Genomic DNA, 21200 nt, shown 5'->3' on the forward strand with positions numbered 1-21200 from the left:
CCGACCGGGTTCTGTCGGCGCGGTCGGGCGGCTCGCAGACAGACACTCCGCCCCGTCGTGGGAGGTTTCGCCGCCACGGCACTCATCTGCCCCGGCCCTGCGCCCGGGTCAGCCGTCGCCGCGCCGGCCGCCCTGCGGACGTGAGCCCTCGCACGCCTGCTGGGCGCTCGCCCAGGTGGCGTCGTCGACATCGGCCGGACGGAGCGCCTCCGGCCCGCCACCCTGGCGGTTCCCGTCGCCCGGCTGGCCGGAGGGCCGGGTGGTGGGCCGGGTCGTCGGCCGGGCGCTCCGGTCCGCCTGTCCGCTTCGGCCGGGCCGGGCCGAGGGCAGTTCCTCGGGTACATCGATGCCCTGCTCGCGCAGGCATGCCGCGTACGCGGCCAGCCCACCGGACGGCGGCTGGGTCGGCTGCGACTGCTCGGCCGCCGGCTTGCCGCCGCAGCCGGCCGCGAGCGTCAGCAGGGTGGCGCCGACCGCCACGGTCAGGGCCGGTCGTCGATGGATGCGGGGCATCTGGCTCTCCTCGGTTCTCGGGTGCGGACCCACGCCCGCACGACGGCTCAGCAGAGACGACCAACCTCCGGCGCGGCTCCGGCGGGCCTGGGAGTCACCTCGGAACACCGGGCTGTGAGGTAACTCCGAGGTACGGCCGAGCCCACTGTCAGGAAGTGGGTCGACGATCGCCAGCCATGGGCATCCACCTGCACGTGTGGCGGGCGATCCGGCGCCGGCCGGTACCCGCCGTCGCCACCACCGCCGCTCTGGTCGCGGTCACCGCCGCGGCGGGCGTGGCCGCGTTGTCCGGCGGGGCCGACCGGAACGCGGCGCCGGCGGCGACCGTACGGGTGGACCGGGGCGAGGTGACCTCAGCGGTCGCCGCGACCGGCTCGGTACGACCCTCGGCCGGCCGTGGACTCGCGTTCACCGCGGCCGGCACCGTGACCGAGGTGCGGGTCCGTCCGGGGGCCGACGTCACCGCCGGTCAGGTGCTGGCGGTGCTCGACGACGGCGAGGCCCGCGCCGAGGTGACACGCACGGAGCAGGCCCTGGCCGACGCGCGGGCCGCGCTCGACGACCTCGAGGCCGAGGAGGAGCCGGACACCCCCGCCTGTGCCACGTCGCCCGTCGCGGCCGCGCAGGGCGGCGCGGGAGGTGCGGCTGCCGCCGCCACGGAGGGCGAGGCCGTCCGGACGACACCCTCGGGCGACACGGGATCACCCACCCCGGGATCCGGCTCCGAACAGCCCTCGCACTCCCCCGCACCGTCGGCCGCCCCGGCTCCCACGGGATCGTCGGGCTCCCCCGCCGAGCCGTCGCCGGGCGAAACCAGGACAGGGCCGGTGGCTACCGCGACGGCCCCGGCTTCGGCGGACCCGCGAGGCTGCCCGACACAGTCCGGTGGTTCGAGGCCGGGCGGTACCGCCGCGGGTACCGATCCCCTGCTGCGGGCACACCAGCAGGTGACCGCCGCGCAGCTGGCCCTGGCCGAGGCGGAGGACCGGCTGGCCGGTACGACCATCACCGCGCCGGTCGACGGCCGGGTGCTGTCGGTGGCCGGACCGGTGGGAGCCCGGGTGTCCGCGGGTGCGCGCTTCGTCGAACTGGCCGTCGTCGACGGGATGCAGGTCACGGCGACCTTCCCGGAGGCCGACGCCGGGCGGATCGCGGTGGGGCAGACCGCCACGGTGACCCCGGCCGGGAGGTCCGGCACCGATCTGGCCGCCGAGGTGGTCCAGCTGGACCCGGTGGGCGCCAGCGACGGTCAGGTGGTCCGGTTCGGGGTCCGGCTCGCGCTGGACGACGCTCCGGACGATCTGCTGATCGGGCAGAGCGCCGCCGTGCGGATCCGGATCGCCACCGTCACCGACGTGCTGCGCGTACCGGCCGGCGCGGTCCAGGTGCAGCCGGATGGATCAGGCACCGTCCTGCTCGCCGGGGCGGCCGAACCGCGCGCCGTCGTGATCGGTGTCCGGGGGGACCAGTTCGTGGAGATCAGGTCCGGACTCGCCGAGGGCGACCTGGTTGTCGCCACGGGATGATCTCGCTCAGCTCCGGGACAGGTCGCTCCCAGCTCGCTCCGAGGTTGCCCGGATAGACCTGGCAACCGTGTCCGATCGCCGTACCCGTGTGCTCGTCGTCGACGACGAGGAGAACATCCGTGCCCTGTTGTCGGCGACGCTGCGACTGGTCGAGTTCGACGTCCGGGTGGCCGGCGGCGGCCATGAGGCGTTGACCATGGCCGAGGAGTTCGACCCGGACCTGGTGGTGCTCGACGTGATGCTGCCCGACCTCGACGGCTTCCAGGTCGCCCGGCGGCTGCGCGGTGCGGGCGCCGGGGTGCCGGTGCTGTTCCTCACCGCGCGGGGCACTGTGGAGGACCGCATCTCCGGGCTGACCGTCGGGGCGGACGACTACGTGACCAAGCCGTTCAGTCTGGAGGAGGTGGTGCTGCGGATCCGGGCGATCCTGCGCCGCAGCCGCGCCGACGACGCGCCGGCGCCGGACGGCGTGCTGCGCTACGCCGACCTGGAGCTGGACGAGGACGCCCACGAGGTGCGCCGGGCCGGCCGGGTGGTCGAGCTGTCGCCGACGGAGTTCAACCTGCTGCGGTACCTGATGGTCAACGCCGGCCGGGTGGTGAGCAAGGCGCAGATCCTCGACCGGGTGTGGAACTACGACTTCGGCGGCGACGGACGCATCGTCGAGTCGTACATCTACTACCTGCGCAGGAAGATCGACGTGCAGGCGCCACCGCTGGTGCACACCGTGCGCGGCGTCGGCTACACGTTGCGGTTGCCGCGTCCGGGGCCGGGCGACGGTGGGTAGCCGCCGCGCCGCCCGGCGGCGGCGGTTGCGCCGGTGGGGACGCTGGACCCTGCGGTCCCGGCTGGTCGTGGTCGTGGCGGCGCTGACCGCGCTCGCGCTGGTCCTGGCGAACGCGGCCGGGCTGGTGCTGCTGCGCCGGACCCTCACCGACCGGATCGACGAGCAGCTCACCACGGTCAGCCGGCCGTTCACCCGGGACGCCGCCCCGTCCTACGACCCGCACGAGCGAACCCGGGTGCTGCCGCGCGCCCGGCTCGGACCGGAGCAGGTGGTGCTGCTGTACGGCCCGGACGGCAGCCTGGAGGACGTCCGGCGCTCCGACGAGTCGGCCACGGTGCCGAAGGTGGAGCCGTACGACAGGCTGGTCGCCCGGGCCGCCGGCACCCGCCCGTACACCGTCGAGGCCGCCGACGGCGCGGCCGCCTGGCGGGTCCTGGTGGTCGAGCGCGGTGACGACCGGGGCATCGCGGTGCTGGCGGTGTCGCTGCGCGAGGTCGAGGAGACCACCGACCTTCTCCTGTTGATCGACGCGGTCGTGATCATGGTCGTCCTGCTGCTACTGGCATCGCTCGCCGCGGTGGTGGTCCGGCTCGGACTCCGGCCGCTGACCCGGATGGAGCAGACCACGGCGCAGATCACCGGGGGAAACCTGTCCCGCCGGGTGCCCGACGCCGATCCGCACACCGAGCCCGGCCGGCTCGGCGGGGCGCTCAACCTGATGCTGGACCGGATCTCCACCGAGGTCGCCGCGCGCCGTGAGTCGGAGCGGCGGCTGCGGCAGTTCATCGCGGACGCCTCGCACGAACTGCGGACGCCGCTGACCTCCATCCGCGGGTTCGCCGAGCTCTACCGCCGGGGCGGAACACCACCGGGCCCGGAGCTGGACGGAACGATGGCCCGGATCGAGGCCGAGGCCGCCCGGATGGGTCTGCTCGTCGAAGACCTCCTGCTGCTCGCTCAGCTCGACCACGAGCGCCCCCTGCGAGACCAGCCGGTCGACCTGCTGGCCGTCGCCGCCGACAGCGTTCGCGACGCACACGCCCGCGCGCCCCGGCGCCGGATCCGCCTGGCCGCCCTCGACGACGACGGGTTCGAACCGGTGATGGTCACCGGCGACGAGCACCGGCTGCGCCAGGTGGTCGCCAACCTGCTCAACAACGCCCTGCAGCACACGCCACCGCAGGCCCGCGTGACGGTCCGCACCGGGCTACTGCGCCGTGCACCGGCCGGACCGCCGCCCGTCACGGCCGTGGGAGATCCGCTGCCCGCCGCAACGCCGGCCGCGGTGCTGGAGGTGACCGACGACGGGCCCGGCCTCGCGGCCGACCAGGCCGTACGGGTCTTCGAGCGGCTCTACCGCGCCGATCCGAGCCGGACCCGCGGCAGCGGCGGGTCCGGCCTCGGCCTGTCCATCGTGGCGGCCCTCGTGCGGGGACACGGGGGCCGGGTCGAACTGCTCACCGCCCCCGGCCGGGGGGCCACCTTCCGGCTCCTGCTGCCCTCGGTGCCCGATGCCGACCGCGACGAGCTGGTCGACCTGCTGCGCACCATGCACAGCTGACCCGCCGAGGGTTGTCCGGAAACGTCCAGCGGACCCGGAGCTCGCTCCGAGCCTGACCTCGTTCAATCCCGGTACACGAACCGGACGGAGGCAGCATGCGGACGAGAACACGGATCGTCGCGGCGGCGGCGACCGCCCTGACGGTGCTGGCCGGGGCGCTGCTGGTGCCCCGATGGGCCGGCGACACCCGCGACGACGGGTTGACGGTGACGGGGAGCGGCTACTTCTTCGTCGGTGGGCAGCAGGTCACCGACGACAGCGGCGGCCGGACGTCGACCACCTGGACCGGGCAGGCGATGGTTCACCGGCTCGTCCCCGCCGGGGCCGACCAGCCGCCGGTGATCATGATGCCGGGTCTCGGGCTCAGCTCGTCGATCTTCCTGACCACGCCGGACGGCCGCGAGGGTTGGGCACAGCAGGCGGCCCGGGCCGGCCACCCCGTCTACGTGCTGGACGAGCCGTCCCTGGCCGTCTCCGGCTTCGACGTGCGGCCGTTCAACGCGGTGGCCGCCGGCGAATCCCCACCCGAGAGCCAACCGAAGATGTCGGTGTGGACCGAGGAGGAGATCTGGCCGCGCTGGGGCTTCGGGGAGTCACCCGGCCAGCCGTACCCGGACACCCGGTTCCCCGTGCAGGACATCGACCAGTTCCTTGCCGCCCTGCCACCGTACTGGCGGTCCGACAGCGGCGGCCGGGGACCGGGGGCGACGGCTCAGGAACAGGCGCTGCTCGCCCTGCTGGAACGGACCGGGCCGGCGATCCTGCTCGCCCACTCGGCCGCCGGGTCGGCCGCGTTCGCGGTGGCCGACCAGCACCCGGAGCAGGTCGTGGCCGTGGTGGCCGTCGAACCCGTCGGCTGCCCCGCCGAGGCCGGCCAGGTACCCACCGCGCCGACGATCGCGGTCTACGGCGACCGGATCGCCGAACGCCGGCAGACCGGGCGGCTCGACGCCTGCCGCAGCACCGTCGGTCTCGTGGATGCCGGCGGTCACCCGGGCCGCCTGGTGTACCTGCCCGACGAGGGCGTGCGGGGCAACACGCACCTGATGATGCAGGACGACAACAGCGCCGACATCTGGCACCGGATCGAGGACTTCCTCGGCGGCAGCTGACCCGCCGCCCGACTCCCAGCCGGCTCCGAGGTGGCGCCGGGCCCGCTCCGAGCCGCCGCCCCCAGGCTCTCGGACATGCGTGTGCGACGACTCATCCCTGCCCGCGGCCCGTCCCTGTTCGTCAACGCCGGCCTCGCCGCGGCGGTGCTGCTCGCCGGCGGCTGGGCGTACACCGCGTTCAGCGCACCGGAGACCGCGGCTGCCGGCGAGGCCCGGACGGTGCCGGTCAGCCGGGCGACGGTGACGTCGGCGGTCTCCGTACCCGGATCGGTGCGCAGCGCGGCGACCGCGAGCGCGACGTTCGCCACCGCCGGGCAGATCACGGAGATCACCGTCGCCGTCGGCGACCCGGTGAAGAAGGGCCAGGTGCTGGCCAAGGTCGACGCCTCGGCCGCGAAGCGGGAGCTCGCGGCGGCGGAGGCCGACCTCGATGCGGCGCGGGACGCGGCGGACCGGGCGGCGGAGACCGAGGGGTCCACCACGCAGGCGGAGGCGGCGGTGACCCAGGCGGAGCTGAAGGTCGCCGCGGCGCGGGAGAAGGTCGACGGCGCCACCCTGACGGCACCGATCGCGGGCACCGTGGTGGCCGTGAACGGCAGCGTCGGGGACTCCGGCACCCCGGCGGGCGGCGCGGCCACCGGCGGCGCGACCGGGGGCGGCGCCTCCGGGGCCGGAAGCACGCCGCCCGGGTCGGCAGGTGAGGGACTCGTGCAGATCGCCGACCTGACCCGGCTGGAGGTCTCCGCCGCGGTCCCCGAGGCCGACGCGACCCGGCTCAAGGCGGGCATGCCCGCCACGGTCAGCTGGAACGCGCTACCCGGCACCACCGCGGAGGCGACGCTCGCCGCGATCGACCCGAACGCCACCACCGCCGACGACGTGGTGACCTACGGCGTCACCCTGAGCCTGAAGGACCGTCCCGACGCCGCCCGGCCCGGCCAGAGCGTGCAGGTCACCGTCACCCTCGACACCGCCGAGAACGTGGTCGCGGTGTCGGCTCTCGCGGTCACCAGCGCCGGTAACCGCAACACCGTGACCGTGCTGGACAACGGCACCCCGGTCGTCCGCCCGGTGGAGGTGGGCCTGCGGGGCGACCAACTCGTCGAGATCATCTCCGGCCTGACCGAAGGCGACCGCGTCGTGCTGCCCAGCACCGGCGGCGCCGAGACGAGCACCGGTGGCGGCGGGCGCGGCGGACCGGCGGGCGGCGGCCTGACCGGTGGCGGCGGACGGGGCAACCGATGACCCTCCACCTGGTCGGCCACCACCACCGCACCGACGGGGCCCGGGCCCGTCCGGTGCTCGACGTCCATGACCTGACCAAGGTGTACGGGCAGGGCGAGGCGACCGTGCACGCCCTGCGCGGAGTGTCCCTCACCGTCGCGGCCGGTGACTACGTGGCCATCATGGGGTCCTCGGGATCCGGCAAGTCGACGCTGATGAACATCCTCGGCTGCCTCGACGTGCCCAGCGCCGGCACCTACCGCCTGGACGGGGTCGACGTCAGCCGACTCGACGATGCCCGGCTGGCGCTGGTCCGCAACCGGCGCATCGGGTTCGTCTTCCAGTCGTTCAACCTCATCCCCCGCACCTCGGCCGTGGCCAACGTCGAGCTGCCCCTGGCGTACGCCGGTGTCAAGCCGGCCGAACGACGCCGGCGGGCCCTCGCGGCCCTGGACATGGTGGGTCTCACCGGCCGGGCCGACCATGAGCCGAACCAGCTCTCCGGCGGCCAGCAGCAACGCGTCGCTGTCGCCCGTGCCCTGGTCACCGAGCCCGCGCTGATCCTCGCCGACGAACCCACCGGGAACCTCGACAGCCGTTCCACCGAGGAGGTGCTGGGCATTCTCGACCAGCTGCACACCGCCGGGCGCACCATCGTCATGATCACCCACGAGACGGAGGTGGCCGCCCGCGCCCGCCGGCTGATCACCCTCTTCGACGGACGGGTCACCACCGACGTACGACAGGACGGTGCCCGGTGAGCCTGTGGGAGATCCTCCGCTTCGCCGGCCGCGGTGTCGCCGCCAACAAGCTGCGCTCGGCGCTGACCATGCTCGGCATCCTCATCGGCGTCGCCGCGGTCATCCTCCTGGTCGCCGTCGGCAACGGCTCCGCCCAGGCCGTCAACCGCAGCATCGAGGCGCTGGGCACCAACACCATCACCGTGTCCAGCACCGCCCGCGGCGGAACGACGCCGTCGGCACTCACTGTCGACATCGCGCAGTCCTTGCACGACCCGGCACTCGCCCCCGACGTCCGGGCGGTCTCACCGGTGGTCAGCAGCGCCCCGACGATGACCCACGCCGGCACCGAGCACCCGGTGGCGCAGTTCCTCGGCACCCACCCGGCCTACTTCGGGTCGTCGAACAGCCCGCTCGCCGCCGGTGCCGCCTTCACCGACCAGGACGTGGCCCAGGGCCGCCGGGTGGTCGTGCTCGGGCGTACCGTCGCCACCGAGCTGTTCGCCGACACCGACCCGATCGGCCAGCAGGTCACCGTCGGCGGCGCCCTGTTCACCGTCGTCGGAGTCCTCGCCGAGAAGAGTTCGTCATCCGGCTTCTCCGACCCCAACGACCTCGCCGTCGCCCCGCTCACCGCCGTGCAGCAGGCTCTCACCGGGTACGGCCCGGTGAACTCCATCCTCGTCGAGGCCACCGGCCCGGACCGCGTGAATGCCGCCCAGCAACAGGTCACCCAGATCCTCAACCAGCGCCTCGATCTGCCGGCCGGCACCACCGCCACCGGCCGGGGCGGGGGTGGAGGTGGTGCGGGCGCCGCGCCGTACCGGATCCAGAACGCCGCCCAACTCCTCGCCACCCGCACCGAGACCGCGCAGACCTTCACCGTCCTGCTCGGCACCGTCGCCGGCATCAGCCTGCTCGTCGGCGGCATCGGCATCACCAACATCATGCTGGTGACGGTCACCGAGCGGACCCGGGAGATCGGCATCCGCAAGGCTCTCGGCGCACCCCGGCGCACCATCCTCACCCAGTTCCTCGCCGAGGCGACAATGCTCAGCGTCCTCGGCGGCGGCCTCGGCGTGGCCGCCGCACTCATCGGCAGCCGCTTCACCATCGTCGGCGTGCAACCGGTGATCGTGCCCAGCTCCGTCGCCCTGGCGCTGGGAGTCTCCGTCGCGATCGGACTCTTCTTCGGCAGTGTCCCCGCCAGCCGCGCCGCCGGCCTGCGCCCCATCGACGCACTTCGCTACGAATGACAGGTGAAGCATGACGACCGAACTCGACACCGCACTCGCCGCCGGATCCCGCCCCTGGCGGAGCCGGGCCACCCCGTGGCTCATGGCAGCGCTGCTGCTCGTCGGCGGCTTCGCCGGCGGCGCCCAGGCGCAGCAGGCATACGGGCCGGACTCCGGGCCCGCACCGGCGGGACGCGGAGCAGCGGTCGACGGACCCGCCGGTGGGGCCCGCGGCGGCGGAGCCCGTGGCGGTGGCGCCGCTCCCCCGGCCGCCACCGCCACCCCGGCCACCACCGGCACCGTCACCGGCATCGACGGGACCGTCGTCAAGATTCGGCGCGAGTCCGGCGAGGTGGTCACCGTGCGGACGGACGACAGCACGCAGGTCCGGCTGCCCGCCGCGCTCAAGGACCTCCGGCCCGGCGACACCGTCGCGGTGACGGGAGACAGGCAGGGCAGCGACCTCACGGCCGCCACGATCATCCGGCAGGAGTAGACGGTTGGCTGCGAACCGGCGGTCTGTTGCCGCCGCCGGTGAGCGACCGGCCCCAGAGCAGGTCGGAGACGACCGCGGCGGCGAAGAGGAACAGCACCGGCGCGTTCATCCTCAGCCGGGAACGCGACGGGCGGAAGCGCCGCGCGCAGCGACACGGGTGACCGGTGGCAATACGACAGTGCCATGACGATCGGCGGTCATGACCGTGACAACCGGCCGAACCGGTCCCTCCCGGCGTTTGTTTGTGAGGGCTGCGGGTAGCGGGCGCGGAAGGCGCCGGAGAGTCCGCCGCCACTCAGGCACTGCGGGAGGGCAGAGACGTGGAACGTCGACGGCGCCGGGCGACGCTCATCGGCAGCGTGGCACTGCTGGCCGTGACGCTCGGGTGCACGGCGGACGGCGATGCCACTGCGACACCGGCCGAGAAGTCGACGGTCTCGGCCGCGCCGCCCGCAGCAGGCCTGCCACAGGTGGTCGCGCGGCTGCAACCCTCCGTGGTCACCGTCCGGACCGACCAGGGTCTCGGCTCCGGCGTGGTCTTCCGCGACGGTGGGCTGGTCCTCACCAACGAGCACGTGGTGGGCGATCAGCGGGACGTCGAGCTGGCGCTCGCCGACGGAACCAGGGTGCCCGCCCGGGTGGTGGCCGCCGACGCCGTCACCGACCTCGCCGTCCTCCGGGCGGAACGCACCGACCTGCCGCCCGCGCCGCTGCGCACCGAACTGCCGGCGCCCGGTGAACCGGTGGTGGCACTCGGCAGTCCGCTCGGCTTCCTCAACAGCGTCACCGCCGGCATCGTCTCCGGCGTCGGCCGGGAGATTCCCGGCTCGGCGAGTCAGGGCAACGCCCTGGTCGACCTGATCCAGACCGACGCCGCCATCTCCCCCGGCAACTCCGGCGGCGCGCTCGCCGACTACTCCGGCCGGGTGGTCGGGATCAACGACGCGTATCTCCCGCCGCAGACCGGGGCGGTGTCCATCGGGTTCGCGATTCCCGTCGCCACGGCGGTCGACATCGCGGACGACCTGCTGGACGACGGCAAGGTCACTCAGCCGTACCTCGGGCTGGCCGTGACCCGGCTGACGGCGGAGATCGCCCGATCCCTCGGCGCCGCCACCGACCGGGGGGTGCTGGTCCGGGACGTCGCCGGCGACGGTCCGGCGGCGGCCGCCGGTCTGCGGCCCGGAGACATCATCACCGGACTGGCCGGCGACCGCACCGACACGCTGGAGGCGTTCCTCGGCGCCCTGCGTGGCGTCGAGCCCGGCCAGCGCGTGCCGGTCACCTACCTGCGCGGGTCCGACAGCCGCAGCACGACTGTCACGCCGACCGCTGCCACCCGCTGACCCCTCGCCCAGCGACGTCGGTGGTGCCACGCCGAAACCGGGGCGGCCCCACCGAGGCCCGGGGAGACTGAAGCGGTGGGTACTTCCGTTCTCGTGCGCAGGTCGCGGTGGCTGACGCCGGTCGTGCCGGGGACGCGGGTCACCCGGCTGGAGTTGTTCTTCGACCTCGTCTTCGTCTTCGCGTTCCTCAACGTCACCGGCCTGGTCTCCACCCACCCGACCCCGAGGTCGGTCGTCGCCGGGTTGCTCGTGCTGACGCTGCTCTGGTGGTGCTGGACCGTGCTGGCGGCCCTGGGCAACCTCGTCCGCCTCGACAAGGGAATCCTGCCGGTGTTCGGGCTCGGCATCGCCGTCGCCACCTTCGTGCTGGCGATCACCATCCCGCAGGCCTTCGAGAACCAGCGGGACGACCTGGCCGGGCCGACCGTGTTCGCGGTCGCGTACCTGGTCCTGCGCGGACTCACGATGGGCGCGTTCCTGTTCGTCCTCACCGGCGCCGGCCGGGGCCCGCGGCAACTGGCGCTCGTCTTCGTGCCGCCGCTGGTGGCAGCCGTCCTGATCGCGCTCGCCGCCACGGCGGCGTGGTGGGCCCCGCCGGGCGCACGCGTCGACGCCCGTCTCGGCCTGTGGACGGCCGCGCTCCTGGCCGAGTACTCGGTCGGCCTGTTCCTGCCCTACTCCAGGTGGGCGGTGGCCTCGGCCGGGCACTGGGCCGAACGCCACTCCCTGATCATCCTGATCGCGCTCGGTGAGGCGGTCATCTCCCTCGGAATCGGACCGGGCCGGTTCGAACGTCTCGCGCTGTCCGGACCGGTGATCGCGGGATCGGCCCTCGGCATCCTGCTGCTCGCGGCCCTGTGGTGGCTGCACTTCGACACCCTCGCGCCCAGCGTCGAGCAGGCCATGCACGGCACCCGGGACGTCCGGCGGATTTCGCTGGCCCGGGACGTCTTCACCTACCTGCACCTACTGATGATCATGAGCGTCATCACCATGGCACTCGGGCTCAAGTTCGTCCTGGAAACCGTGGCCGAGGTCGTCGTCGAACCGCTGAGCTGGCCCGGGGTCGTCGCCCTCTACGGTGGAGCCGCCCTGTTCCTGCTGACCGAGGTCGCGGTGGTCGCGCGCACCTTCCGCCGGGTGCGGTACACCAGGCTGACCACCGCCGTCGTCCTGTGTCTGCTGAGCTGGCCGGCGACGCTCGTCACGCCGCTCGCCGCGCTGGGCGCGCTGGTGGTGGTCCTGCTCGCCCTCGTCGTGGTCGACCGGTTCACCGGCGCCGCCGCCCGCCGGAGGATCAAGGCGTCCCTGCGCGACGAGGAGGAGGTCGCCGAGCGGGCGGTCAGCCAGTGGCGGCGGCAGCACCTCTGACGGTCCCCGCCGACCGCCTCTCCCGGCCGACGGAAGGCGACGAACTCCGCTCGCACGCCGGTCATGCCTCCATATGATGCGTTAAATCGGGCATAGGCCATCCGCACGAGCGAGAGGACAGCCATGCGTCTCCGTCGTTCCCGCCGGCCGGGCCGGTTGCCGGGCACGCGGCCTGGCGACCGGTCGCTCGCCCGTCGCCGTGCCGGTGCCGTCGTCCGGCTGGTGGCCGCGCTCGTCCTGGCCGGTGGCGCGTACACGGCTCTCGCGCCCTCCGCCCGCGCGCAGGACGCGGACCGGTTCAGCGGCGCCGCCGCGGAGGGTGAGGCGTTGTTCGACGTCGGCTGCATCACCTGCCACGGCCGCAACGGCGGTGGTGTGGAGGGGCGGGGGCCGAGCCTGGTGGGGGTGGGCGCGGCGTCCGTGGAGTTCCAGGTCGGCACCGGCCGGATGCCGTTGGCGCGGCAGGAGGCGCAGGCGATGCGCAAGCCGCCGCAGTACAGCGACGAGGAGATCCGGCAACTGGCCGCGTACGTTCAGGAACTCGGCGGCGGACCGGTGGTGCCCGACACGGTCGGGGCCCGGGCCGACGAGCCCGATCTGGCCCGGGGCGGGGAGCTGTTCCGGATCAACTGCTCGCAGTGTCACGCGTTCGGCGGCGGCGGCGGGGCGCTCTCCTCCGGCAAGTACGCGCCCAGCCTCTATCCGGCGTCGGAGCGCACCATCTACGCGGCCATGCTGAGCGGTCCGCAGAACATGCCGGTGTTCGGCGACGGCCAGCTCACACCGGAGCAGAAGACCGACCTCATCGCCTACATCCAGCAGGTCGTGCAGGACGACCGCGGTCCCGGTGGCTTCGACCTGGGCCGCTACGGTCCGTCCACGGAAGGTCTGGCGATCTTCCTGGTCGGTGTCGTCGCCCTGGTGTTCGCCAGTCTGTGGATCGCGGGCAAGTCGTGACCGGGCGCACGGAGCGGGTCGACGTCCACGACCCGGCACTGCCGCGCTTCGCCGTGGTCCGGGAGGGCGCACGCCGGGACGACATCGAGATCGTCCACTACGAGCCGCAGGTGGCCGCCGGCTCCCCGGCCGAGCGGCGGATGAGCCGTACGGTGGCGTCTCTGTTCCTGGCGGCGGGTCTGTCGGCCACGGTCTTCCTGGGCGTCTACATCTGGTGGCCGTGGCGCTACCGGCTGGTCGGCGGCATCGAGGAGTTCTACACCCCGATTCTCGGGCTGACCCTCGGCGTCGCACTGCTCGCGGTGGGCTTCGGTGTCCTGGTGTGGGGCAAGAAGCTGCTGCCCAAGGAGGTGTCGATCCAGGACCGGCACGACGAGCCCTCCTCCGCGCAGGACCGGCGGATCACCGGCCAGACCATGCTGTACCTGGCCGACGAGCTGGGCGTCCGGCGACGCCCGCTGCTCGGGGTGTCCCTGCTCGCCGGGCTGCTTCCCGTCGGGGTGGTCACCGCCGCTCCCCTGGTGGGCGGGCTCATCCGGGATCCTCACGACGACCGGGAGCTGTTCCGCACCGGCTTCGCGCCCGCCGACGACAACGGCACGGTCACCAGGATCCGCCTGGTGCGGGAGGACGGGCGACCGATCCGGCCGCCGGACATCCTGCCCGGAGCGCAGGTCACCGCCTTCCCGGGCATCCCGCACGGCGTCAGCAACCAGTACGCGGACTCGGTCACCCTGCTCATCCACCTACGGGCCCAGGACGCGCTCGTGGCGCGGGAGAACAACCGGGAGGCGGGCAAGCGGGACTGGATGTGGGGCGACTTCATCGCCTACTCCAAGATCTGCACCCACGCGGGCTGTCCCGCCAGCCTCTACGAACAACAGACCAACCGGCTGCTCTGCCCGTGCCACCAGTCGCAGTTCCTGATCACCGACAACGCCCGTCCCGTCTTCGGTCCGGCCAACCGGCCACTGCCGCAACTGCCGATCGAGGTCGACGACGAGGGCTTCTTCGTCGCGTCCTCCGACTACCAGGCATCCATCGGCCCCGACTTCTGGGAGCGTCCCTGATGAGGGTCCAGCAGCAGCCGATCGATCGGACCCGCCCGGCCCGCCGTCGCCTGCGGGCCGCGCTGGTGGCCGGTCTGGCCGCCGGCAACCTCCTGCTCGCTGCCTGCGGCGCGGGTCAGATCGCGGAGACCGCCGAGAAGGATCCCTCCATCCAGGGCGTCAATCTCAGCAGCGACAACGGCGAGTACGCCGTCCGGGGCCTGCTCCTCGCGTACCCCGGTGTCGGCGGCTATCCGGCCGGCGGTGACGCGCCCTTGCACGCCGTGCTCTACAACGACTCCAAGAGCCCTGTCACGGTCACGGTGACCAGCGAGGACGCCCGGGAGGTCGTCCTGGTCGCAACGAACCGCGACCTGCCTGCGACCTCCACACCCGACCGCACGCCGGCCTCCGGCTCACCCGGTCCCGGCGGACCCACCGTCGGGTCGCGGCAGCCGGCACGCATCGACCTTCCTCCGCTGGGCTTCGTGCGGTTCAACGAGCAGTCCGGCCGCTCCTTCGCACTCCTCGGACTGGACGAGTCGCTGCGCTCGGGGCAGAACGCCACGGTGACCTTCGACTTCGGCAACGGCCAGCGGATCACCGGCCCGGCGCCGGTCGCCGCATCGCTGACCCCCATCGCGCCCCCGCCCGCGGTCGTCGAGCCCGAGGAGGCCGGGATCCACGAGGGCGGCTGACCGTCCTCGTCGCCCCGGCGGGCGTCGGGGTGCCGGCCCGTTTCCCCGGTTCCGTTTTCCCTGCTGAAGACCCGGGTAGGAGGTCAAGGTACGCCGCAGAGATCGAGACGGCCGAACCGACCGTCGAGGAGGTGAACGATGCGGGTGTTGGCGGGCCGCTATCGCCTGGTGCGGCAGGTCGGACGGGGCGGATCGGCTGTCGTCTGGCAGGCGGTGGACCAGTTGCTCGACCGGACGGTCGCGGTCAAGCTGCTCGCCCCGGGCACGGCGGAGGACAGCGGATGGCGCGAGGCGGTGCGCCGCGAGGCACGAGCCGCGGCGCGGCTGGACCACCCGAACGTCGCGGCGGTATACGACTACGGTGAGGCCCGGCTGTCGGGGCTGCGGCGCGTACCCTTCCTGGTGCTTCAGTACGTCGACGGCGAGACGCTCGCCGACCGGTTGCGCCGGTCCGGGCCGCCGGGGTGGCCCGCGGGTGGTCGGATCTGCGCGGAGGTGGCGGCCGGGCTGGCCGCGATCCACGAGGCAGGGCTGGTCCATCGCGACGTCAAGCCCGGTAACGTGCTGCTCGCTCCCGAGGGAGCGAAGCTGGTCGACCTCGGCGTGGCGCTCGCTGTCGGCTCCGACACCGTCGACAGCCGGGGCGAGATCCGCGGCACCCCGTCGTACATGGCTCCGGAGCAACTGCGCGGCGAGCCGGCCGCTCCCGCGTGTGACGTCTTCGCCCTCGGCCTCCTGCTCACCGAATGCCTCACCGGACGACCGCCGGCTCGCCCGGACCGGGCCGACCGCGACGATCGCGGGGCGGCCCTCCGGATCGAAGGGGTGCCCGAGGCCGTGGAGGAGTTGCGTCGTCGTTGCCTGGCACCCGATCCCGCCGAACGGCCGAGCGCGGACGCCCTGGCGCGGTCGTTCGCCACCGCTGCCCGCCCCGACCCGGTGCCGCTGCGGCCGCCCGTCGCTGCGCGCCCGGACCCCCGACCCACCGCCCCCGAGACGGCCGGAAGCACTCGCCGGACAAACGTCCGGCGGGCGGCGCTGGTCGGCGGTCTCCCGGCGGTCCTGGCGGCTGCGGTGTTCGTCGCGCAGCTTCCCGGCTCCGGCCCGACGCAGGACGCCTACGGCGCGTCGGAGGCGACACCGACCGCGACCGCCGGCTGCACGGTCACCTACGCGGCCGAGCGTCGGCAGGGAACCTTCGACGCCGAACTCACCGTCGAGGTGACCGGCGGGCAGCCGACCGGACGGCCCGTCCTGGTGTTCCGACTGTCGCCCGGCCAGCACCTGGCCGCCCCGCTGGACCGGTGGCAGTCGGGGCGAACGGTCCGGCTCCCCGTCCCGCTGGAAGCGTCGTCGCGAATCCGGGTGCCGCTGCGGGGCACCTACGGCGAGCAGGCCCGATCCGGCCCGGACCGCTTCTCGCTCGCCGGCGTGCCCTGCCGGAGAGCCTCGGCACTGGTCACCATCGCGGGCGAGGACGAGCCGGAGGCGACCCCGGCGACCCGCCGCGTGCCGCCGGCCCGGCCCGATCGTCCGGCACCCCGATCCACCGATACCGACGCCGCGCCCGCGACGACACCACCGGACGCAGCCGGGGACGAGTCGGTGGTGAGCCCGTCGCCCTCGGCCGGAGAACCGACCGGCCGCCCCTCGCCTTCGCGGCCGGCGCCGCCGGGCCCCAGCCGTGAACCGACAGCCGACCCGACCGGCTCCACCGGCTCCCCCACGAGCCCGTCCGTCTCCCCGCCGGCACCGTCGAGCCCGCCGGCATCGTCGAGCCCGGCGAGCCCATCGAGCCCGGCGAGCCCGGACGCGCCGTCGGCACCCGCCGCCACCGCCTCGACCACCCCGGCCGACGCTCCCACGTCCGTCGGCGCCGACGTGCCGGCCTGACCTCTCACCGGGCGGCCCCCTACCGACCGGCGTCGTCGCCGTCGTCCGGCAGCCGCTCGATCAGCAGCAGCGCGAGATCGTCGCGGGGTTCGCCACCGGTATGCGTCCGCATCGCGCGCCGTACCGCGTCGAGCGCCTTCGGCGGGGAGGGAGCGGACAGCGGGCGGTCGAGCACCTGAAGCGAAAAGAACCGGCCGGCGTCGTCGCGTGCCTCGATCAGGCCGTCGGTGTAGAGCAGGAGGCGGTCACCGACTGCCCAGGTGTGGTGGGCCGGCGGTTTGCGCCGGCCGCCCAGCCCGAGCGGCCGGTCCGGCTCGTTCTCGCCGAGCAGGGCGGGCAGGTGCCCGGGACGGTGCCGCAACGGCATGGGATGCCCGCAGCTCGTCACCCACAGGTCCGGCCCACGGACCTCCAGCAGGACGGCCGTGACGAAGGTGACCCCGTAGGCGGGCCTCGGCTCCCGCGCGACCAGGGCGTCGAGGTCCGCGGCGATCTCCTCCAGCCGGTCGCGCACGATCGCGGACTGCCGGAACGCACCGATCACCGCCGAGGCGAGCTGCACGGCCGGTAGTCCCTTGCCGCACACGTCGCCGATGATGACGCGCAACCGGTCCGGTCCCGGCACGACCTCGTAGAGGTCACCGCCCACCCCCGCGCCCCGCTGCGCGGAGACGTACCGGGCTTCCAGTGCGACGGCGCCGATCCGGGGCGGAACCTCCCGCAGGATCGCCTTCTGGGTGACCCGCACGATCTCGCTCATCCGCCGGATCCGCTCCTCGCGCAACGTGCGCGCCCGGGCCACGTACAGTGCCGTGACGCTGACCGTGATGACCACCGCCACCCGCAGGACGTGGTCGAGGCTGCCCAGGGTCTGGCTGGGCAGGCCGGCCAGCACGGCGGCGACCGTCGCCGCGGCGGACGCGACGGCGGTACGTCTCGGCGTGTCCACCGCGGCGGCCAGCAGCGGGGCCAGGGCCAGGAAGCCGATGAGTACGGCGTGCGCGGCGGCCGCCACGTCGACCAGCAGTACGACGCCGATGAAAGCCAGCGCCGCGGGCAGTCCGAGCCACGGCCGGTGGCCGGACTCACCGGAACGATCCGGATCAGTCATCGACGTCGAGCGGTTCCGGCTCGGCGCGGTGCCGCGACTCCAGCCTCACCCGCAGCGCGGCGATCTCGTCCCGCAGAGCCGCGACGTCGGCGGCCGTGACCGGCTGTGGACGGTCCCGGTCGGCGACCCGCTCGACGATCCAGGTCGCGAGCGACCCGGTCACGAAACCGATCAGGCCGATCCCGCCGACCATGAGGCCGAGCGCGACCAGCCGACCCGCAGTGGTCACCGGGAAGAGGTCTCCGTACCCGACGGTCGTGATCGTCACCACGGCCCACCAGAGGGCGTCGGCGAACGAGGCGATCGAGGCGTCCGGCGCGCCCCGTTCCGCGTCCAGCACCGCCAGGGCCGACACGACCACCAGCAACACGGTCGTGGCACCGACGTACAGGGCGAGGCGCCCACGGGCCCACTCGGTCGTCCGCCGGGTCAGGTTCAGCACGACGGTGACCAGCCGGAGCGCTCGCAGCGGGCGCAGGAACGGCAGCACCAGCACGGTCAGGTCGAACAGGTGGGTGCGCAGGAACCGCAACCGGTCGGCGGCGAGGGCGAACCGCACCAGCAGGTCGGCCCAGAAGAGCAGCCAGATGACCAGACCGGTGGCCTCGCAGACGACCACCCACCGGTCGGAAAGCTGCGGCACGAGGATGGGCCACGCGTACGCCGCCAGGAAAACCACTGACAGCAACGTCAGCGGTCCGGCGGTGAGCCGCTCCCAGCGCCCGACAGCCAGCTCTCGGGAGCCGTCCCGCCAGCCGAACACCTCTCCACCACCTTCCCTGCACCCATGCAACCATTCCGTGGTGGAACTGTACGTGCCGGCCGGGGCGCAGGCGACGGACCCCGAGTCGGCGCTCGTCGACGGACTCGCCGCGCTGAGCCGGGTCATGGTCGGCCTCACCGCGCGCACCCTGGCCGGCCTCGGTACGGAGCTGACCCTCTCCCAGTACCGCGCGATGGTGCTGCTCGCCGCCGGCGGGCCGTTGCGAACGGTGGATCTCGCCACCGCCGTCGATGTCCACCCGTCGACCGTCACCCGCACCTGCGACCGACTGGTCCGGCGTGGCCTGGTGGCCCGGCGGCAGGGCACCACCGATCGGCGGGTGGCCTGGCTGACGCTCACCGAGGCCGGCCGCGACCTGGTCGGCGAGGTGGTTCGCGGGCGGGCCGACCGGATCCGAGACCTCGTCCGCGCGGTGGAACCGGTGCGCGCCGCGACCGCTGTGGAACTCATCGGCGCGCTGGTGGCAGCCGCCGGCGAGCCGACCGAGGACCAGTGGTGGCGGCGGTGGGCGGGCAGCGCCCACCGCGAGGCCGGCGGCTAGCCACCCACCCCGCTCCGCCGCGCCGGGACGACGGGCCGCCCGCGCACGTCACGGCAGGCCGCCGCGGACGATCGCCGCCGGTGCGGTCATGGCAGGATCCAGGCATGACGCGGACGCCACGAGTGGGGCGGGCGGACCGGGCGGCCGGGGCGGGCGGATCGCCATGGCCCTGACCGCGCGCCGGCCCGCCTGGCAGCGCCGCAGCGCCCGCTTCCGGCACCCGGCCCAGGTGATCACCGTCGGATTCGGCACGGCCGTCGCGACGGGCACCGGTCTGCTGTCGCTGCCGGTGGCCACCCAGTCGGGACAGCGAGCACCGCTTGTCGACGCGCTGTTCACCGCGACCTCGGCGGTGTGTGTCACCGGCCTGGTGACGGTTGACACGGGCAGCTACTGGTCGCTGTTCGGCCAGGTGGTCATCCTGCTGCTGATCCAGGCCGGTGGCCTGGGCATCATGACGCTGGCCACGCTGTTCACCGTGCTCGTGTCACGGCGGCTGGGGTTGCGGGCCCGGTTCCTCGCGCAGGCGGAGACGAAGAGCCTGGACCTCACCGACGTGCGCGGGGTGGTCCGGCGCATCGTGCTGTTCAGCCTCGCCGCCGAGGCGGTCGTGGCAGTGGTGCTGACGCTCCGCTTCGCGCTCGGGTACGGCGAGGCGGCCGGTCCGGCCATCTACCACGGGGTGTTCCACGCGGTGTCGGCGTTCAACAACGCCGGTTTCTCCATCAACTCCGACAGCCTCGTCGGCTACGTCACCGACCCCTGGATCACGGTGACGATCGCCGGCGCGGTGATCCTCGGCGGCCTGGGTTTCCCGGTGGTGTTCGAACTCGCCCGATGCTGGCGCCGGCCCGCGACGTGGTCGGTCCTGACCCGCCTGACCGTCACCCTCACGGCGGCCCTGCTGACGCTGGGTACCGTCGTGCTGACCCTGTCGGAGTTCACCAACCCCGCCACGCTGGGCCCGCTGCGCGGTCCGGAGAAACTGCTGGCCGGGTTCTTCGCCTCGGCGATGACCCGTACCGCCGGGTTCAACAGCCTGGACATCGGCGCGATGCGCCCGGAGAGCCTGCTCGCCAGCGACGTGCTGATGTTCATCGGCGGCGGCAGTGCCGGCACCGCCGGCGGGATCAAGGTCACCACGTTCGGGCTGCTGGCGTTCGTGCTCTGGTCGGAGATGCGCGGGGAGACGCACGTGCACGTCGGGAGGCGGCGCATCCCGGCCAGCAACCAGCGGCAGGCGCTCGCGGTGGCGCTGCTGAGCGTCGGCGCGGTGGTCACCGCCACGTTCACGCTCGTGATGATCACACCGCACGGGCTCGACCGCGCGCTGTTCGAGGTGGTGTCGGCGTTCGCCACCGTCGGGTTGTCCACCGGGATCACTGGCAGCCTGCCACCGCAGGCGGACCTGTTGCTGGTCGTGCTGATGTTCGCCGGCCGGATCGGGCCGCTCACGCTGGCCTCGGCGCTGGCGCTGCGGGAGCGGACCCGGCGTTTCGAACTACCCGAGGAGAGGACGATCGTTGGCTGACCTGACCGAACCCGTGGTGGTCGTCGGCCTGGGGCGGTTCGGCTCCGCCCTGGCCCTGGAGCTGATCAGCCGTGGCACCGAGGTGCTCGGCATCGACCACCGGCCGAAGGTGGTTCAGGCCCTGTCCGGCCGCCTCCCGCACGTGGTCACGGCCGACTCCACCGACATCGAGGCGCTGCGGCAGCTCGGCGTCGGTGAGTTCCGGCGCGCCGTCGTGGCCATCGGCACCGACATCCAGGCCAGCATTCTCACCACCAGCCTGCTGTCCGAGCTCGGCATCCCCGACATCTGGGCCAAGGCGGTCAGCGACCAGCACCGGCACATCCTCACCCGGGTCGGCGCCCACAAGGTCGTCGCGCCGGAGCACGACATGGGCGAGCGGGTGGCCCACCTGCTCTCCGGCCGGATCCTCGACTACGTCGAGGTCGACGCCGACTTCGCCGTGGTCAAGACCACTCCGCCGCGTGAGGTCGTCGGCGTGCCGCTGCGCGACTCCCGGGTACGCAGCCGGTGGGGCGTCACAGTGGTCGCGGTCAAACCGCAGGCTCCGCCGCCGGGCGTACGTCCCGACTTCAGCCACGCCACGGCGGACACCGTGCTCGCCTACGGCGACCTGATCCTCATCGTCGGGCCGATCGACAGTGTGGAACGCTTCGCCGCAAGCGGGTGACCACACGCCCGGTGCGACCTCCGGCTGTACGGGGCGGCACGACGACGGTGCGCGG

The 21200-nt window shown here is 73.7% G+C and carries 20 protein-coding genes; 17 read left to right on the forward strand and 3 right to left on the reverse strand.

Annotated features, from left to right (window positions below):
* Positions 1–108: 108 nt before the first annotated feature.
* Positions 109–480, reverse strand: coding sequence for a hypothetical protein (locus KSK32_RS31025; RefSeq protein ID WP_216936461.1), 372 nt, complete (start codon positions 478–480; stop codon positions 109–111).
* Positions 481–689: 209 nt separating this feature from the next.
* Between KSK32_RS31025 and KSK32_RS31030 the strand changes: the two genes are divergently transcribed.
* The 14 genes from KSK32_RS31030 (at position 690) to KSK32_RS31095 (ending at position 16508) form a co-directional block, all read left to right on the forward strand.
* Entirely contained in the window at positions 690–2039 is a 1350-nt protein-coding gene (locus KSK32_RS31030; RefSeq protein ID WP_216935256.1) for an efflux RND transporter periplasmic adaptor subunit, read from the forward strand.
* A gap of 67 nt (positions 2040–2106) precedes the next feature.
* Positions 2107–2826 (forward strand): response regulator transcription factor, encoded by a 720-nt coding sequence (locus tag KSK32_RS31035; RefSeq protein ID WP_374226733.1) that lies wholly within the window; start codon positions 2107–2109, stop codon positions 2824–2826.
* Positions 2819–4387, forward strand: coding sequence for a cell wall metabolism sensor histidine kinase WalK (locus tag KSK32_RS31040; RefSeq protein WP_216935257.1), 1569 nt, complete (start codon positions 2819–2821; stop codon positions 4385–4387). The genes KSK32_RS31035 and KSK32_RS31040 overlap by 8 nt, the downstream gene beginning before the upstream one ends.
* A 95-nt stretch (positions 4388–4482) precedes the next feature.
* Positions 4483–5499, forward strand: a complete 1017-nt coding sequence (locus KSK32_RS31045) for a hypothetical protein (protein ID WP_216935258.1) — start codon at positions 4483–4485, stop codon at positions 5497–5499.
* A 75-nt stretch (positions 5500–5574) separates the two neighbouring features.
* Entirely contained in the window at positions 5575–6744 is a 1170-nt protein-coding gene (locus KSK32_RS31050; RefSeq protein WP_216935260.1) for an efflux RND transporter periplasmic adaptor subunit, read from the forward strand.
* A complete protein-coding gene (locus KSK32_RS31055; protein ID WP_216935262.1) occupies positions 6741–7484 on the forward strand; it encodes an ABC transporter ATP-binding protein in 744 nt (247 codons plus the stop codon). Before KSK32_RS31050 ends, KSK32_RS31055 begins: the two co-directional genes overlap by 4 nt.
* The gene (locus tag KSK32_RS31060; RefSeq protein ID WP_216935264.1) at positions 7481–8719 is read left to right on the forward strand and encodes an ABC transporter permease; all 1239 of its coding nucleotides are present in this window, start codon (positions 7481–7483) and stop codon (positions 8717–8719) included. Before KSK32_RS31055 ends, KSK32_RS31060 begins: the two co-directional genes overlap by 4 nt.
* Positions 8720–8729: 10 nt before the next feature.
* Positions 8730–9194: a hypothetical protein gene (locus tag KSK32_RS31065; protein WP_216935266.1), complete on the forward strand. Its 465-nt coding sequence runs from the start codon at positions 8730–8732 to the stop codon at positions 9192–9194.
* 320 nt (positions 9195–9514) lie between these two features.
* Positions 9515–10540: a S1C family serine protease gene (locus tag KSK32_RS31070; RefSeq protein ID WP_216935268.1), complete on the forward strand. Its 1026-nt coding sequence runs from the start codon at positions 9515–9517 to the stop codon at positions 10538–10540.
* 75 nt (positions 10541–10615) lie between these two features.
* Positions 10616–11911 (forward strand): low temperature requirement protein A, encoded by a 1296-nt coding sequence (locus KSK32_RS31075; protein ID WP_216935270.1) that lies wholly within the window; start codon positions 10616–10618, stop codon positions 11909–11911.
* Positions 11912–12034: 123 nt separating this feature from the next.
* Entirely contained in the window at positions 12035–12868 is an 834-nt protein-coding gene (locus tag KSK32_RS31080) for a c-type cytochrome (protein WP_216935272.1), read from the forward strand.
* Positions 12865–13938, forward strand: coding sequence for a ubiquinol-cytochrome c reductase iron-sulfur subunit (locus KSK32_RS31085; RefSeq protein WP_289256443.1), 1074 nt, complete (start codon positions 12865–12867; stop codon positions 13936–13938). The genes KSK32_RS31080 and KSK32_RS31085 overlap by 4 nt, the downstream gene beginning before the upstream one ends.
* A complete protein-coding gene (locus KSK32_RS31090) occupies positions 13938–14615 on the forward strand; it encodes a hypothetical protein (protein ID WP_216935276.1) in 678 nt (225 codons plus the stop codon). Before KSK32_RS31085 ends, KSK32_RS31090 begins: the two co-directional genes overlap by 1 nt.
* Before the next feature lie 138 nt (positions 14616–14753).
* On the forward strand, positions 14754–16508 hold the full coding sequence (locus tag KSK32_RS31095) for a serine/threonine-protein kinase (protein WP_216935278.1): 1755 nt from the start codon (positions 14754–14756) through the stop codon (positions 16506–16508).
* 19 nt (positions 16509–16527) lie between these two features.
* On the opposite strand, the gene KSK32_RS31100 is transcribed toward KSK32_RS31095, so the two are convergent.
* Complete coding sequence (locus tag KSK32_RS31100; protein WP_216935280.1) at positions 16528–17619, reverse strand: PP2C family protein-serine/threonine phosphatase; 1092 nt, start codon at positions 17617–17619, stop codon at positions 16528–16530.
* Positions 17612–18382, reverse strand: a complete 771-nt coding sequence (locus KSK32_RS31105) for a potassium channel family protein (RefSeq protein WP_216935282.1) — start codon at positions 18380–18382, stop codon at positions 17612–17614. Before KSK32_RS31105 ends, KSK32_RS31100 begins: the two co-directional genes overlap by 8 nt.
* A gap of 40 nt (positions 18383–18422) precedes the next feature.
* Here KSK32_RS31105 and KSK32_RS31110 point away from each other — a divergent pair, with 40 nt between their 5' ends.
* The 3 genes from KSK32_RS31110 (at position 18423) to KSK32_RS31120 (ending at position 21145) form a co-directional block, all read left to right on the forward strand.
* Entirely contained in the window at positions 18423–18944 is a 522-nt protein-coding gene (locus tag KSK32_RS31110) for a MarR family transcriptional regulator (protein ID WP_216935284.1), read from the forward strand.
* 163 nt (positions 18945–19107) lie between these two features.
* Positions 19108–20475, forward strand: coding sequence for a TrkH family potassium uptake protein (locus KSK32_RS31115; RefSeq protein ID WP_216936463.1), 1368 nt, complete (start codon positions 19108–19110; stop codon positions 20473–20475).
* On the forward strand, positions 20468–21145 hold the full coding sequence (locus KSK32_RS31120) for a TrkA family potassium uptake protein (RefSeq protein WP_216935286.1): 678 nt from the start codon (positions 20468–20470) through the stop codon (positions 21143–21145). Before KSK32_RS31115 ends, KSK32_RS31120 begins: the two co-directional genes overlap by 8 nt.
* Positions 21146–21200 lie beyond the last annotated feature (55 nt).

The organism is Micromonospora sp. WMMB482 (assembly GCF_019038635.1).
GTDB classification, from domain to species: domain Bacteria; phylum Actinomycetota; class Actinomycetes; order Mycobacteriales; family Micromonosporaceae; genus Micromonospora; species Micromonospora marina.